This is a genomic window from Scandinavium manionii (assembly GCF_024764775.1).
Classification (GTDB): domain Bacteria; phylum Pseudomonadota; class Gammaproteobacteria; order Enterobacterales; family Enterobacteriaceae; genus Scandinavium; species Scandinavium manionii.
Window position 1 is genome coordinate 66,415 of the sequence record NZ_JALIGC010000031.1, and the last position, 16,896, is coordinate 83,310.

Sequence of the window (16,896 nt, forward strand, 5' to 3'; positions counted from 1 at the left end):
TGTACTGTGGTGAAGGAACGTAAAACCGAACTGGTTGAGGGATTTCGTCATTCTGTTCCCTACATTAACGCCCACCGCGGCAAGACGTTTGTCATTATGCTCGGCGGAGAAGCCATTGAGCATGAGAATTTCTCAAGCATCGTCAATGACATAGGCCTTCTTCACAGTCTGGGCATTCGCCTGGTGCTGGTGTATGGCGCGCGTCCACAGATTGACGCCAATCTGGCGGAGCATCATCACGAGCCTATTTATCATAAAAATACCCGCGTGACTGACGCCAAAACGCTCGACATGGTGAAACAGGCCGCCGGAATGTTACAACTCGATATAACTGCCCGGCTGTCGATGAGCCTCAATAACACGCCTTTGCAGGGCGCACACATCAATGTAGTGAGCGGAAACTTCATTATCGCGCAGCCGCTGGGCGTCGATGACGGCATTGATTACTGCCACAGCGGCCGCATTCGTCGCATAGACGAAGAAGCGATTCACCGTCAACTCGACAGCGGCGCCATTGTGCTGATGGGGCCAGTGGCCGTCTCCGTGACCGGCGAAAGCTTCAATCTGACCTCAGAAGAGATTGCCACCCAACTAGCCATTAAGCTCAAAGCGGAAAAGATGATTGGCTTCTGCTCTTCGCAGGGCGTGCTGAATTCCCAGGGTGAGATAATTTCCGAGCTGTTCCCTAATGAAGCACAGGCGCGTGTCGAAACGCTGGAAAACGACGGCGAGTATTACTCTGGCACCGTACGTTTCCTGCGTGGCGCAGTGAAAGCCTGCCGCAGCGGCGTGCGTCGTTGTCATCTCCTCAGTTACCAGGAAAACGGCGCACTGCTACAGGAACTGTTCTCGCGCGACGGGATCGGCACCCAGATTGTGATGGAAAGCGCCGAGCAAATTCGCCGCGCCACCATCAATGACATCGGTGGGATCCTCGAACTTATCGAGCCACTGGAACAACAGGGGATTCTGGTGCGCCGCTCTCGCGAGCAGCTGGAAATGGAAATCGACAAGTTCACCGTGATTCAGCGCGATAACACCACCATCGCCTGCGCTGCGCTATATCCGTTCCCGGAAGAACGCATTGGCGAAATGGCCTGCGTGGCGGTACATCCGGATTATCGCAGCTCATCGCGCGGCGAAGTGCTGCTGGAGCGCATTGCTGCACAGGCCCGACAGATGGGCCTCAGCAAACTGTTTGTGCTGACGACTCGCAGCATTCACTGGTTCCAGGAACGCGGGTTTATGCCTGTGGAAGTGGATTTACTGCCGGAAAGTAAAAAAGAGATGTACAACTATCAGCGAAAATCGAAAGTACTGATGGCCGATCTCTCCTGATTACCCTTCTAAAAATCGCCGGGCAGCGTTACGTCTTGCCCGGCATTATTCTGCTTATCCCAACTGCGCGAATAGCGCTGCCAGCCCGCTACGTCGTTCGGTTCTGACGGTGATTGCCTGCGCCAGCAGTGCCGGGTCGGCGTACAGTGAGAGCTGCTGTTTGGCACGCGTGATCGCCGTATATACCAGCTCTCGCGTCACCAGCGGCACGCTTTGCGACGGTAAAATCAGCGCCGCATGATTGAATTCCGAGCCCTGTGATTTATGCACCGTCATGGCCCACGCGGTGTCGTGCTCCGGCAAACGGCTCGGCTGCACGGATTTAATGCTGCCATCCGGCATCGGGAACCACACGCGTAGCCCGGTTCCCCGGTCGAGCGCAATGCCTAAATCCCCATTGAACAGCCCCAGCGCGCTGTCGTTGCGGGCAATCATCACCGGACGCCCCTCATACCACCGAGAGTGCCGCGACGGAAGGATACGCCGTTTACGGGCCAGCGTTTGTTCGAGCTGTTCATTCACTCCGCTCACGCCATATGGCCCTTCACGGAGCGCACAGAGCACTTGATACTGCGAAAAGGCAGCCAGGATATCAGCTGGCTCCGCGCGCGCTTTCAGCAGCGCCAGGTAATCTGCATAACCTGTTACGGCCTCTTCCAGCATGGATTCGTACTCCGCCGTGGTGCGCAGCGGTTTTAAGGCGATATCAGAAAAGTCTTGTGCAAAGACCTGCTTCATCGCTTTCGCATCGCCGTTGTTCACCGCGCGCGCCAGTTGGCCAATGCCGGAATCACTGCCGAAACGGTAGCTTTTTTGCAACAGACACAGGCTGTCACGCAACGCACCCGCCTCAGAGCCTTCGCCTGCGGGTACAGGGGTACCGGTCAGTCGACTCAGCTCCTGCGCGCGCGTCGGCGTATAACCGGCGTTCACCCAGGCACAGATATCACCCAGCACCGCGCCCGCTTCCACCGACGCCAGCTGGTCACGGTCGCCAAGAAAAATCACCCGGGCGTGCGCCGGGAGGGCCGCAATCAGCCGCGCCATCATTGGCAGGTCAATCATCGACGCTTCATCCACCACCAGCACGTCCAGATGCAGCGGGTTACCCTCGTGATAGCGCAGCCGCTGGCTGCCCGGCTGCGCGCCTAACAGACGATGCAGCGTGCCCGCTTCCGCAGGCAGTAGTTTTTTCTGCTCATCGGTTAACGACAGCTGACGCAGGGCAGAACCCAACGATTCCGTCAGGCGCGCGGCGGCTTTACCGGTTGGCGCGGCCAGGCGGATACGGCATTTCGGCTGGGTATTTGTCTGGATCAGAGCCGCCAGCAGTTTCGCCACGGTGGTGGTTTTCCCGGTGCCGGGGCCGCCAGAGATCACCGAGATCCGGCGGGTCAGCGCCACAGCCGCAGCGACTTTCTGCCAGTCGACCTCATCCGTTGGGGGAAACAGCGCCGCGAGCGTGGTGGTCAGCAGCGCATCATCTCCGGACGCTTCCAGTTCGCTCTGGCTGAAAAAGCGGGCAATCGTGAGTTCATTGCGCCACAGGCGATTGAGATACAAACGGTCGCCGCACAGCACCAACGGCGTCGCTTGCGTACCATCGCTTACGGCCGGAGAGGCCAGCAGCTGTGCTTCAATGTCATTCACGGGACCGGCCAGGGCAAATAACTGCTGCCAGAGCGCCTGTGCTCGCCCGGTGGTCTGTTCATCAGCATGGAAACGCGAAAGCGGCAGGCATACGTGACCGTCTCCGGCATCACGACTGAGCAACGCCGCCGCCAGCATCACGCCCGCCGTGTCGTGCTCAGCCACCATCAGCGCAAACTGTACGTCCAAATGGCGCAGTAGTTTTTGCTGGGCCGCTTCCATCAACCAGGCTTCCATGGTCATCACATCACCTCCTGTGCATCACCCGCAAACAGCGCATCCAGAACGTCGATCAGCGCGCGATCGGGCCGGGTCGTAAAGATCCCCTGCCCGCCGTCGCCGCCGTCCACGCCGCGCAGGAACAGATAAATCACGCCGCCGAAGTGAGCATCAAAATCATAATCCGACAGCCGGTGGCGCAGATAACGGTGCAGCGCGAGGCTGTAAAGCTGATATTGCAGGTCGTAGCGATGCGACTGCATCGCCTGCGCCATTGCGGCCTGGGTGTAAGCCTCGCTGTTTTCGCCGAGCCAGTTGGATTTGTAGTCAAGCAGGTAATAACGTCCATCATGACGGAACACCAGGTCGATAAAACCTTTCAGCATGCCACTCACCTGTCGGAAGTCGAGCGGCGGGCAGCCCGCGGAAAGCGGGTCATGCTGACGGATTAACGCATCCAGCTCCTGCGGCTGTAGCAGTTGTTCAATCGGCAGATAGAATTCCATCTCGACCTGCTTATTTTTGGCCGTGAGCTGGTTCAGAGAAATGCCCGCGCCGGAGAGCGGCGTTTGCAGCACAGTGGTCAGCCACTGCGTTAATACCGGCGCCCATTTGGCCTCAAAGCCATTGCGCTCAAGCTGTTCCTGCATCCACGGTTCATCGACCGGCTGCGTAAAATCGATTTCTTCAAACAGGCTATGCAGGAAGGTGCCCGGCGATGCTCCGCGCGGGAAGTGATGTGGCGTCAGTACCGGCTCGCCAGAAACGTCAGCCACGCCCGCGGCGTCGATGTCCAGACGCGGCAGCAGATCCTGCGCCACGCTGTGCCCTCGCTGTTGAAGCCCGGAATAGCTGGTGACCCGCCAGTCGTCGATGATGCGTCGCTGCATCTCTCTGGCGCGCAGCTCCGGCATTTCAGGCGCAATCGCCTGCCAGCGTCCCCCTTCCGGGAGCGTCGGGATATGCAGGGCAATGTGTTCGTTACAGAGTTCACGCAGACAGTTTTCAAGGCCCGCAGCGTCTTTGGCTTCGCCTTTTTGAACCAGGCGGCCCAGCGCACTTTGGTGCAATTCAGTGTCGGTGGCTTTATCGCTGCGACGCGGGCTGAGCGGCGCAATGCCTAAACTACAATGCCAAATCGCACGCGTCAGCGCCACGTACAGCAGGCGTAAATCCTCTGCCAAACGCTCGGCCTCGGCGAGTTCCAGGCTTTCCTCGCCCTTGTGCAAATCGAGCACCGCCGCAAAGGAAGTCCGGTCGTGGTAAAACGCCTGATCCTGTTTACGATAGCGGGCGATAAACGGCAGCCAGACCAGCGAATACTCCAGCCCTTTCGATTTATGCACCGTGACGATTTGCACCAGGTGTTTGTCGCTTTCAAGGCGCATTTGCTGGCTCGACGATCCGCTGTCCGGGCCGCCAATCTGCTGTCCCAACCAGCGCATCAGTGCATGTTCACTTTCGAGTTGCCCGGCGGCTTCCTGCAACAGTTCACTCAGGTGCAGAATATCGGTCAGACGGCGTTCACCGCCATGCGTCACCAGTAAATTTTCCGCGATATTACGCGCCGCCATCAGCGCACGCAGCATTGCCATCACGCCCCGCTTTTGCCAGAGCAGGCGATACTCACTGAACTCTTCCACCAGCGCATCCCAGGCAAGCTCATCTAAATTCAGGCGCTCGATGTCCTGTGCATTCAGACCAAACAGCGAGCTGGCGAGCGCGGTGCGCAGGCTGCTTTCCCTTTCCGGGGCCAGCACTGCCTGCAATAGCCACAACAGTTCCTGGGCTTCCGGCGTTTCAAACACGCTGTCGCGGTTAGATAAATATACCGACGGAATGCCCAGCGCATTCAGCGCATCACGCACCAGCGCCGCTTCCTGTCGGTTACGCACCAGGACGGTAATGTCTGAAGCCTGAACCGGACGCGACGTTTCGCCGCGCCACAGCAGCGCATCACCACGCTGACCGGCGCTCAGCCAGTCACGAATTTGCCCGGCGCACATCTGCGCCATGAACGCCTGATAATCCCCGGCGCTGACGTTGTTGCCGGGCATCAACCAGAAGCTCATTGCGGGCTGGTCTTCCCCATTCATCTCAAAGCGCAGCCCCTGATTTTTGGGCGCTGGCTTCACCGGTAAAAAGGGTATATCGCGGAACATGAAAGGATTATCAGTCAGGCCAAAAAGACGGTTGACGCTTTCTACCACGCCCGGAGCCGAACGCCAGTTGGTGTCGAGGGTATAATGGGCAGCCACATCGCCGCGCGCGCGCATATAGGTAAAAATATCCGCGCCGCGAAACGCGTAAATAGCCTGTTTAGGATCGCCAATCAGCAGCAGCGCAGTATCGGGTTGCTGCCGCCAGATCCGACGAAAAATGCGGTACTGCTGCGGATCGGTATCCTGGAATTCATCGATCATCGCCACCGGGAAACGCTGACGAATAGCGGCCGCCAACGCGTCACCGCTTTCACCCTGCAACGCATCGTCCAGACGGCTCAGCATGTCGTCAAAGCCCAGCTCACCTCGACGCTGTTTCTCCCGCGCCACGGCTTCACGTATTTCAACCATCGCCCGGGAGATGACCAAATCATTGAGCGACGGCGGTGCCGCCAGCAGCGTTTCGATGGTGTCGAACAGCGGATGCAGCGGCGGGTTTCCGCCCGCTTTAGTGCGTGAAATCAGGAACGATTGAGCAAATTTTTCCAGCGAATCGGGTAGCTGATAGCCGGTATTTTCCGTCTCGGCCCACGCGCTAATCTTCTCTATCCATTTACCCTGATTACCGCGGTTGAACTTGCTTCTGTTGATATCGGAGCTTTCGATAATATCGGCGACTTCCCCGACCGCCGCCTGCCATTGCGCTTTCAGGGCACTCAGCTGCGCCACAATCTGCTGATGGCGGGCAATAAGCGTTTCATCCGATGGCGGGGTTTTGAGCTGCGGGGCTTCGCCCTGAAGATAGCGATCGATGGATTTCAGCAGATCCTGCGGCCCTTTCCAGCTGGCATGAATGGCCTCGGCCACCTCACGCGGAAGCGGGTAACAGTGGCGCCGCCAGAAATCGGCACAGGCCTGGAAGCGCAAGCGAGACTCATCTTCAATCAGTTGCTGTTCGAACAGCATGCCCGACTCAAACGCGTTGAGGCTCAACATTCGCTGACAGAAACCGTGAATGGTAAACACCGCCGCTTCATCCATCTGCCGTTCGGCCAGCAACAGCACATCTGCCGCCTGTTGAGTGTCAGCAATTTCGGCTAGCAGGCTGGCATAAAGCGGGTTATCGGTGTGGTTACGCAGACAAGCAATGCGCAGTTCGTGGATGTTGCTGCGAATACGGCCACGCAGTTCTTCGGTGGCGGCTTCGGTGAAGGTCACCACCAGCAACTCTTCGACATCGACCGCGCGGACAAAAGCGGCTTCGCCGCCCAGTCCAAGCAACAGCCGCAGATAGAGTGCGGCAATGGTGTAGGTTTTTCCGGTGCCCGCTGAGGCTTCAATCAGGCGCTCACCGATTAACGGCAAGCGCAGGGGATTTAGGGACTCGGCGGTCTCGGTCATTCGTTCTCTCTCATCAACGGCATGGATTGCTGCAACGCGCTAACGCTCTTCCAGACCTTCCAGCCTTTCGGGTGAACAAATTCTGTTTTCCCGTTCTGGCTACCGGAGACCTGAGAAAGAAGCGCCATGCCCTGCGGTTCCACCACCGTCTGATGGAAGAAGTCAGCAAGTTTTTGCGGCGTCAGCAGTTTTATCTGAGCCACTACTTTATCACGTGAATCAAAACTCATATTGCCGCGATCAAAATCTTTGCTGAGCTTTGAAGCCTCTTCACCCAATGTTTGCGGCGGCTGCTGCATTTGGGCAATCACCGACTGCTGGATTTGCGCAAACTCTTCTGGCTTCATGGCTCGCAGCTTCACTTCGGCAGTCGGGAAGAAGGCTTTGAAACGCTCCCACAGGAAGCCAGGCTGTTTGTCGCTGCTCTGCAACAGGAAACCGACGCCCCATTGACGGCCGATGTTCATCGGGAAAGCAAACACCGCGTAGCCTAACTGCTCTTCCGTCCGCAGTTGGTTGTAGAACCATGGCTGGATAATTTGCCCCAGCATAGCACTGGCGGCAGAGCTGCTGAACTCATCAGCTTTTGGTGGCGCGAACACCGCAGCAAGCGCGGAATCACTGGTACTACCCGCTTTTTCAAAGATGGCGTTCTGCTGTTTCTCTACCACGATATCTTTGTTACGACACCACTCAGCGCCGTGTGCGTTGAGCTGTTTTTGCGCCTCGCGGGCAAGCGAAACAGATTTATCGGCCGTCATGTTACCGACGATAAGAAACTCAGGGCGTGCGCCTGCTTTCAGCGCATCACGCCAGCTCAGAACGTCCTTCAGCGTGATCGACGGCAGTAAACTACGGCGCTCTTCGCGCTGGAAGTAAGGCACCTGAGACAGCATCTGCACCGGCATTATCGCCTGATCGAAGGCTTTGCCTTTCTCGGCGGAATCCAGCATCTGCGCGTACCAGGACTTAGCCTGTTCCAGCTGTTCCTCGGTTGGCTGATAGCTGAAATAGCCCTGTAACAGGGCATCAAACAGCTGCGGTAAACGCTGGGTATAACCGTTGGCGTTGACCATCAGGCCATTATTGGCACCAGTCGAGAAGCTAATTCCGCCCACTGCGGCCTGGTTACTGAGCTGGTCAAGCTCGATACCAGCCAGATAATCATTCAGCGCGAAAATAACCTGATTACGGGCGGTTTCCATGGCGTTCGGGTTACGCAGCACCAGGGTCACGTCGGCTTTCGGCTCGCTGGCAAAATAGCGGCTCGGGGTGTACACCACCCGCAGCTGCGGCTCATCGACAATCAGCTGTGGCTTATCGGCGACTTTCTCAGGCTTAATCAGCGTGAAGTCGTCCGGGATATACGGGTTGAGCGTCGGTAACTGCAACGCGATTTTGGCGGATTCCTGCTGCCATTTGCTGAAGGTCTGCATGCTAATTTTATCGACCTGATACGGCGCATCGACAAAGTAGGCGGTTTTGTTGTGCGGCTCGTTCGGGCTGATATACCAGATGCGCGCGTTTTGCGGCGTCATCATCGTCAGACGATCCTGGATAGCTTTTGCGTCGTACTGGTCAGCAATATTCACCGCATCAAGCGTGTGCTCGACCGGCACGCGGATCATAGTGTCAGCCAGCCATTCGACATAATCCATATCGCGATTGATCGACGGATAGCGGAAATCGAGATCCAGCACGTGGGCCAGTTCATCAAAATAATGCTTATCCACGCCTTTCTCACGCAGCAGATTGAGGTAACTGAAAATGGCGGCGACAACCTGATCGCGATGGGCCAGGCCTTTATCGGTCAGGGTAACTGAAATTGCCAGCACGCCGCTGTTACCATTGACCACCGGATCAGAATCGGCGCGAATGCCCTCTGCCAGCCCCTGCTTTTGCAGCCAGTCGGACAGCGTTCCCGGGCTACGATTCCCCATCAGATAGGTGATGAGCTCATCGGTTTTACTGCGGAACTGGGTGGTATTGTTATCAATACGAAACTCAACGCGCAGCACTTTACGAGGCACCGCTGGCGTGTAGTGAATGATGATGCCTTTCTGCGCATCGGTCACCACCGGAACGGTAATCTCCGGACGGGTGATGTTTTTGTTTGGTACGCGGCCCCAGGTTTCTGCGGCCATTTTTTCCAGTTCTGGCAACGGCTTATTGCTGTAGATAACCGCTTTCATCAGGTTGGCGGAGTAGTATTTATCGCGGAACGACAGCAGCGCATCGAGCACGGGGCTGCCCGGTTTGTCGCTCAGCGTTTCAAGGTTACCACCGGAGAAGCGGGCTCCCGGGTGCGCCGGGTTAATGGTTTCGGCACTCACCTGTGCCATACGCATACCGTCACGGCTGCGGGCCATGGTCAGCTCTGAGTTAACAGCGTTGCGTTCTCTGTCGGCGTATTTCTTATCAAGAAGCGGTTCGGCAATGGCATCTGCCAGGCGATCAACCGCACCTTCCAGCGCATCGTTTTCTACTTCGAGATAAAACGCAGTGCGATAAGGTGCCGTGCTGGCATTGTGGCTGCCGCCGTGCATTTTGAGATATTCAGCGAGGCTATCCGGCTGCGGGTATTTTTTGGATCCCATCAGCGTCATATGTTCGAGGAAATGAGCCAGCCCCGGATGGGAATCCGGATCCTCCAGCGAGCCAATTGGCACCACCAGCGCAGACAGCGACTTCACCGCCTGCGGGTCGGAAACCAATAGCACAACCATCCCGTTATCAAGCTTAATCGCCTGATACTGGCGGGGGTCTTTCTCACTTTTGCGGATGGTTTCCTTTATCGGTTGCCATCCATTGTCGGCCTGACTCATGGGTGCCCAAAGGGCGAACAAAACGATAAATACGACATTCAACCAAGTGCTGCGGGGCATTCACGGACCTCATCATTAACAAACTTCTGTGCTGCTCTGAATGGCAGCCTCACTTGTAAACATCAGTCCGTGACAAGTTGCGCATGATAATGGAATCCCGATACCTGCGCAATTTTTATACAGCGACTATGACTGATGGAAACGAAAAACAGGCTGCAGGTAACGTTCTGCCTGCGTGATAATCGCTTCAACACTTTCAGGTTCAAGGGTTCGCCACAGGCGCTGGTACCAGACATCGGCCCCTTCACCGCGAATCACCATATTGCCTTCCCAGGCTTGCATGAACTTACTGCGCGCTTTCTGTTGTATTTCTTCATCCCATAAAATGACATTATTTTCGCTGTCATAACAGGCTTTCAACCATGCCCCCCCACTTTCAGGGAGGAACAGCAGTGGCTGAGACAGACCTTCACGATAACCCGCCACCAGCTCAGATAAATATTTCATTGCCTCCTGCGCGGCCAGCGGTGGAAAGCGCCACTCACCTTCTTTACGCAGTAAAAGGCGGCTTTCACCGTCTCCGCCACTGGCGCAGTAGACAAGATGCTCCAGCCAAAGTTGCATCCCCTGTGAGACGTTCTGCAAAGACGGACGCCAGCGCAGCAGGCCGTCTGACTGTACCTGCGGCAGCCAGCCAGTGATATTGACCTCGTCACATTGCAGGTCAATTTCCAGACTTTTCCCGGGTTTTCGCTGGACGCTTACCCGGTCGGCCAGGGCCTGCATCTCCTGACGTTGGTCATCCCAGGCAATTTCGCCAAACGCGCCGTATGGCAGCTCGCCCCCGGCACGAAAACGACGGAACATCAGGCTGGCGTCCTGCTCTTCCACTAGCGTATTTACCAGTTGCTGATTCAGCTGATAACGTGACAGACCTTCGAGAGTGAACGGCTCCGTTTCAGGAATTTCGTTCTCTTCAATGCGGAAATTCACCTGTAGGCGCATCTGGAAAAAAGCCCTGACAGGGTGCAGCCAGAAACGCTGCAGCTGTTCGAAAGGCAGCGTCTCGATAGGCACTGGCGGTAAAGGCTGGATAAATTCGCTGTGCGCTTCACCTTCCAGGCTCGCCGCTTTTAGCCATTCGCGGGCGTAGCTTTGCTTCTCGCCCGGCATGAAGTTGACGGCATCAAACGGCATTCGACTGTGCTGATGGAGAATATGCGTTTTCACCCGCTGCTCACTTTCATCACAGTTGAGCATTTCGTCGCCCTGCAGGCAGTGGCTCTGTCCGATGTAATCGACCAGCTCCTGCACCAGCACTGACGGATAGCGCTCACTGTTATCCTGAATAGACCGGCCTATATAGCTGATATACAGCTTTTGCTCGGCGGACATCAGCGCTTCCAGGAACAGATAGCGGTCATCATCCCGGCGACTACGATCGCCCCGTACCGGTTTCTGACTCATCAAATCAAAGCCCAGTGGCGCAAGTGCGCGTGGATAAATGCCGTCGTTCATGCCCAGCAGGCAAACCACCTTGAAGGGAATAGAACGCATTGGCATCAGGGTACAGATGTTCACCGGGCCTGCGAGGAAACGCTGGCTGATACGCTCCTGATCGAGGCGCTGCGCCAGCTCGTCACGTAGCAGCGACAGCGGCACAGTTTCACCGTAGTGGGATTCCAGTCCCTGCTCGATAATGCCCTGCCACTGCTGTTCAATTAGCGCCAGCGCCGCTTCGGTATCCGGATCCGGCAGGAAGAAGTCATTGAGCATTTCACGGCAGACAGGCAGCCAGTCGGAGAGCGCCCGCTCTTGCGTCAGGCGCAGGCGCCACTGGTTCAGTTTCATCAGCAACGACGCCAGATGGCCAACCAGTTCGGCGATTAATCCACTGGACTCATCGTACGGCAAAATTGCCTGCCACTCGCCCTGACTGCTTTCCATGGCGTAGCCGAGCAGCATGCGCGTCAGGCCAAAGCGCCAGGTGTGCTGGCCCGTCGGAGGCAAATCCCATTCACGAACGTTATCGTCGTCCATGCCCCAGCGAACGCCAGACTCGTTTACCCACAGTCTCAGGTAACGCAACCCCTCTTCATCGATATTAAAGCGAGCCGCCAGGACAGGCACATCCAGCAGGGCGAGAATATCTTCACTGACGAATCGGCTGTCTGGCAGCGAGAGTAGTGTAATAAACGCCTGTAGTGCCGGATGGGATTGGCGCGCCCGACGGTCAGAGATGGCCCACGGCACATAACGATCGCCACTGGCGCTGCCGAACACGGCCTGAATAAACGGGCTGTAGCTGTCAATGTCAGAGACCATCACGATGATGTCGCGCGGGGACAACTCTTTATTTTCTTCCAGCATCGCCAGTAGGCGATCGTGCAGCACTTCCACTTCGCGCTGCGGGCTGTGACAGACGTGAATGCTCAGGCTGCGATCGTCTGGATCCAGCGTGCGTTTGCTGTCACTGCGAGCAAATTCTTCCGCAGTACGCCCGGCGACCGCGCTGTTCTGTAACTCCAGAATGTCATATTGCAGATTGTGCAACAGGTTATCCGGCTCAATATCGACGAAGGCATCCAGTTCCTGATAGCGTTCGAGCCCCGCCAGCAGGTAGATGTAATCCCGGCCAAGCTTGCCCCATGAGGCCAGCATCGGGTTACCGATATCCTGTTCGCCATCGGCATTAAACAACGCAGGAGCCTGTTGGCTGTCGCGGAATAAGGGCAGCTCGCGCTGTTCACGGTGATGCCGACGCTGACGAGCCAGAAGCTTCGCCAGAAACGCCGGATCTTTAATGTCTCCCCAGTAATAACGACAGGGGTTGGTGAACAGCACATAAACGTCAACATGCTTGCCCAGAGCCTGAAGTGCCTGCAGATAGACCGGCGGCAGGGCTGAAATCCCGCAGATAAACACCCGGGACGGTAAACCCGTCGGAGGCTGTTCGCTGTTTTCCAGCGCGGTAATGAAGCGTTGATACAGGTTGGCACGATGCCAGAGAGGCTGCCCCAACGCGGCGGTGTGTTCCACCAGCGCTTTCCACAATGGTGCCTGCCAAAGCTGCGCCTCATCAATGCCGTCAATGCGCTCGTCGGCTTCCCAGCGAGTTAACCATTCCGGGCGGTAAACCAGATACTGGTCATAGAGATCGGCTACGCGAGAAGCCAGCTGGAACAGCTTACGTTTGTCGCTATCGTCTGACAGATACTGGCGCAACGGCGTGAACGCTTCCTGCTCAAGCATTCCGGGCAGCAGTGTCATCAACTTCCAGCTCATGCTTTGTTTATTAAAGGCACTTTGCTCGGGGATTTCCGGCAATACGCGAACAAACATGTCCCAGATAAAGCTGGCGGGAAGCGGAAAATCAATGTTAGCCGCGATGCCGAAACGCTTTGACAGTGTCATCTGCAGCCATTGGGCCATACCGGTACTTTGCACCAGCACCATTTCAGGTTCGAAGGGGTCGTTAAGCCGGTCCTGCTCAACAATAAACTCCATCAATGCTTCCAGCACATCCAGACGGTTGGAGTGGTAGACCCGTAACATATTCGCTCCTGACGCTCGCGGTTAAGCCATTAACTTTGTGGACAATGAAGGCGAGACATTTGTCCCTGCCTCCCCACGGGGGTGGTGATCGTTACCGTGATGCTGACACATCTTTGGCGGCTTGTCTGCACACGGTTAAGCTGCCAGCCTTCGGGCATCGCGGCGGTATGGAACTGGCTGTGGTTCCATCCTTCGCGCCAAAGTTGTTGATACAAACTCAACTGCGCACCACCGACAGCAAGCTGGCTGTGTAAACCTGATAGCGCCGTAACCACCATCATCATCAACACCACACTCAACAGCACTTCGGGCAGGCTAAAACCCTGCTGTCGATTCAAGGATTCTGGCATTGTGAGGCCTCTTTGCGCGGACAAAAATCACTCCAGCCGTTGCGGTCAACGTGCAGGGAATTGTCGTTAACTGAAGCCGTTTGCCACCGGATTTGCTCCCTGCAACGGGCAATCAACAACGCGGTACCATCAGCGAAAAACCGTAAGCACACTCGCCCGGCGAAACCAGGCAGGGTCTGGCATTGCAAGACCGGCGACAGCGGCCAGGCAAACACGCGCCCCCACTCAAGCAATGACTCCGCTTCCATGCTGTCCTGAATTGCCTGTTTTTCCAGACTTGCCTGCGACAAACGGGCCTGATGCTGAATGCTGATACCTTGCAGCATCAGGCTGCCGAGGATGAGCATCAGTAACACCAGCATGAGTGACGACATCCCTTTTTCCCGGTTCATAGATTGTGCCCCGTTACGCTATGGCTGGCACTCACCTGAACTGTAGGACGGCTCTTCAGATGTGCGGAAAGAGTCACGTCAAACTCAGGCGAAAACCCGCTAATGTTATGTCGCTGAACCTTAAACTCATCGATGACAAGGAAATCGGGATCGGTCATTTTGTCCCACCCTTTAGCGTTGCAATCTGTCGCGCCGCGCAGCGTTTCCAGAGCGCCATTATTCAGCCTGAAACCTGTTACGTCAGAATTTGCTGCGGGGGCATCCTCCCAGACACCGTTGAGATTGCTGTCCCAACGAACCCGCAGGCACTGATTTTCAATAAGCACAGCTTCACCACTACAGGCTCCCCGGCAAAAACCGGCCCGTTGTAGATGCCGGGATACGGTAAACAGGCGCTGCCAGATTTCCTCTTCAAGCACCTGTTGCTGGGTCTGTCGTAGAGTAGCCATTTGCAGTGCAGGTAAGAAACGCGCCGTCGCAAGCAGCAGGATGCTACCAATCGCCATGGCTATCAGGACTTCAACTAACGAAAAACCCTGCTGATTTACTGACATGATTTGTCGCTTCCTCCCTGACATAAACGTACGCGTCCCCAGCCAGAGACAATCAAACTCCAACTTCCTGCACTGCTTTTGAGGGTGATATGCCCGGGCCAGGCGGTGCTTCGCAAACCGTAGAAACCCAGACCAGGCGTCATCTCGCTAAGTGTCACTTCCGGCCAACGTGGGCGTAATACATAAACGCTTTGCGCTGCGCAGCCAGCCCCCTCTTCACTCAGGGCATTCAGGCACCAGCCTTCCTCCGCGCGCTGTAAGCGAGGCAGGCGATCGCGACGATGCCAGCTCGCATCGTTACGCAGCATGACCAGATAATCTCTGACCTGGCCTGCGGTTTGCCATAGACGCTGCTGCTGCTGCCAACGCTGCCAGCCGTACAGCCCTCCACCGCTGAGAATAATCATCAGCGAGAGCGCAACCAGCATTTCAATAAGGGTGTAACCCTGTTCTCGTTTCATGGCCGCAATATGCAGTGGAAGGTTAATCAACGCGAACGGGAATTCCGCGTTTTACGGGCATGGTTCAGGGGAAATTTATCGGGTTGCAGCGGGTTACAGAAAAACAGGAAGAGTGCTTCAGAAAATGAAAACCGGCCACGTGGGCCGGTTGATTTCAGGTGATTTAAATCGCCACAGGCGCTTTAATACCGGGGTGCGGGTCGTAGCCTTCAATCTCGAAATCATCGAACTGATAATCGAAGATAGACGCCGGCTTACGTTTGATAACCAGCTTCGGCAGCGCGCGAGGCTCACGGCTCAGTTGCAGATGCGTCTGGTCCATGTGATTGCTGTACAGGTGCGTGTCGCCCCCGGTCCAGACGAAGTCACCGACTTCGAGGTCACATTGCTGGGCCACCATATGCACCAACAGCGCGTAGCTTGCGATGTTAAACGGCAAGCCGAGGAACACATCGCAAGAACGCTGATACAACTGGCATGACAGCTTGCCGTCTGCCACGTAGAACTGGAAGAACGCGTGGCACGGAGCCAGCGCCATTTTGTCCAGCTCGCCGACGTTCCAGGCTGACACAATGATTCGACGCGAGTCGGGGTCATTTTTCAGCTGTTCGATGACCGTGGTGATTTGGTCAATATGGCGGCCATCTGGCGTTGGCCATGCGCGCCATTGCTTACCATATACCGGGCCCAGGTTTCCCTGATCGTCTGCCCATTCATCCCAGATGGAGACATTGTTTTCATGCAGATACGCAACGTTAGTGTCACCTTTCAGGAACCACAACAGCTCATGGATGATGGAGCGTAAATGACAGCGCTTGGTCGTCACCAGCGGGAAACCATCCTGCAAGTTGAAGCGCATCTGGTGGCCGAAAATTGATAGCGTGCCGGTACCGGTACGGTCATTTTTTGGGGTGCCCTCGTCGAGCACCTTCTGCATCAGTTCAAGATACTGTTTCATGCTTCCTCAGGAGACTTGTTGCTGTGGGCGATGACGATACGCCCAAACCATCATAATGATACCTGCCAGAACCATCGGAATGGAGAGGATCTGCCCCATGCTGATGTACTGCACCCACTCACCGGTGAACTGCGCATCCGGCTGGCGGAAGAATTCGACGATGATGCGGAACAGACCGTAGCCAATCAGGAACAGGCCTGAAACAGAGCCCGTCGGGCGTGGCTTGCGGATAAACAGGTTGAGGATGATAAACAGCACCACGCCTTCCAGCGCCAGTTCGTAAAGCTGCGATGCATGACGCGGCAGCACGCCGTACTGATCGAACAGAGACTGCCATTCAGGATGCGACGGCAGTAACGCCAGGTCTTCCGCACGGGAGCCCGGGAACAGCATGGTGTAATGGAAGGAAGGGTCAACGCGGCCCCACAATTCACCGTTGATGAAGTTGCCCAGACGACCAGCGCCGAGACCAAACGGGATCAATGGTGCAATAAAGTCAGCAACCTGGAAGAAGGTGCGTTTCGTGCGCCTGGCAAAGACAATCATGACGACGATAACGCCAATCAGGCCGCCATGGAACGACATGCCGCCATCCCAGACACGGAACAGATACAGTGGATCGCTGAGGAACACCGGCATGTTGTAGAACAGGACATAGCCGATACGCCCGCCGAGGAATACCCCGAGGAATCCGGCGTACAGCAGGTTTTCAACTTCGTTCTTCGTCCAGCCGCTGCCCGGTCGGTTCGCCCTGCGAGACGCCAACCACATTGCGAAGATAAAGCCGACGAGATACATCAGTCCGTACCAGTGAAGCGCAACCGGTCCAATGGAAAAAATCACCGGATCAAATTCCGGGAAATGCAGATAACCACTATTCATCTGTCACCACAAGTGCTTGTTATTCCGCCGAAAGTGGTCAGCGGTAGAGACGTGCAGCCTGAAGACTGCCCCAAAGGTGCGAATGATAGCACAAGGCAGTCGGCTGGGAGGCGCTGAAAGATGTAAAAGATATGTATAAACACGGGGCC

At 56.2% G+C, this 16,896-nt stretch carries 11 protein-coding genes; 1 reads left to right on the top strand and 10 read right to left on the bottom strand.

Annotated features, from left to right (window positions below; all coding sequences use genetic code 11):
• Window positions 1-6: 6 nt before the first annotated feature.
• Window positions 7-1,338, top strand: a complete 1,332-nt coding sequence (argA, locus tag MUU51_RS02805) for an amino-acid N-acetyltransferase (RefSeq protein ID WP_258967055.1) — start codon at window positions 7-9, stop codon at window positions 1,336-1,338.
• Between the two features lie 54 nt (window positions 1,339-1,392).
• On the opposite strand, the gene recD is transcribed toward argA, so the two are convergent.
• From recD to lgt, 10 genes are all read right to left on the bottom strand, one after another.
• Window positions 1,393-3,231: an exodeoxyribonuclease V subunit alpha gene (gene recD / locus MUU51_RS02810; protein ID WP_159773764.1), complete on the bottom strand. Its 1,839-nt coding sequence runs from the start codon at window positions 3,229-3,231 to the stop codon at window positions 1,393-1,395.
• Window positions 3,231-6,770 (bottom strand): exodeoxyribonuclease V subunit beta, encoded by a 3,540-nt coding sequence (gene recB / locus MUU51_RS02815; RefSeq protein WP_258967056.1) that lies wholly within the window; start codon window positions 6,768-6,770, stop codon window positions 3,231-3,233. Before recB ends, recD begins: the two co-directional genes overlap by 1 nt.
• Entirely contained in the window at window positions 6,767-9,655 is a 2,889-nt protein-coding gene (gene ptrA, locus MUU51_RS02820; RefSeq protein WP_258967057.1) for a pitrilysin, read from the bottom strand. Before ptrA ends, recB begins: the two co-directional genes overlap by 4 nt.
• Before the next feature lie 126 nt (window positions 9,656-9,781).
• Window positions 9,782-13,150, bottom strand: a complete 3,369-nt coding sequence (gene recC / locus MUU51_RS02825; RefSeq protein WP_258967058.1) for an exodeoxyribonuclease V subunit gamma — start codon at window positions 13,148-13,150, stop codon at window positions 9,782-9,784.
• A gap of 29 nt (window positions 13,151-13,179) precedes the next feature.
• The gene (locus MUU51_RS02830; protein WP_159773772.1) at window positions 13,180-13,500 is read right to left on the bottom strand and encodes a prepilin-type N-terminal cleavage/methylation domain-containing protein; all 321 of its coding nucleotides are present in this window, start codon (window positions 13,498-13,500) and stop codon (window positions 13,180-13,182) included.
• Complete coding sequence (locus MUU51_RS02835; RefSeq protein ID WP_235033666.1) at window positions 13,485-13,874, bottom strand: DUF2509 family protein; 390 nt, start codon at window positions 13,872-13,874, stop codon at window positions 13,485-13,487. The genes MUU51_RS02830 and MUU51_RS02835 overlap by 16 nt, the downstream gene beginning before the upstream one ends.
• A 14-nt stretch (window positions 13,875-13,888) precedes the next feature.
• Window positions 13,889-14,446, bottom strand: coding sequence for a prepilin peptidase-dependent protein (locus tag MUU51_RS02840; protein WP_258967059.1), 558 nt, complete (start codon window positions 14,444-14,446; stop codon window positions 13,889-13,891).
• Window positions 14,437-14,907 (bottom strand): prepilin peptidase-dependent protein, encoded by a 471-nt coding sequence (locus MUU51_RS02845; protein WP_159773778.1) that lies wholly within the window; start codon window positions 14,905-14,907, stop codon window positions 14,437-14,439. The genes MUU51_RS02840 and MUU51_RS02845 overlap by 10 nt, the downstream gene beginning before the upstream one ends.
• Before the next feature lie 163 nt (window positions 14,908-15,070).
• A complete protein-coding gene (gene thyA, locus MUU51_RS02850) occupies window positions 15,071-15,865 on the bottom strand; it encodes a thymidylate synthase (protein ID WP_159773780.1) in 795 nt (264 codons plus the stop codon).
• Between the two features lie 6 nt (window positions 15,866-15,871).
• The gene (gene lgt, locus MUU51_RS02855) at window positions 15,872-16,747 is read right to left on the bottom strand and encodes a prolipoprotein diacylglyceryl transferase (protein WP_159773782.1); all 876 of its coding nucleotides are present in this window, start codon (window positions 16,745-16,747) and stop codon (window positions 15,872-15,874) included.
• Window positions 16,748-16,896: the final 149 nt, after the last annotated feature.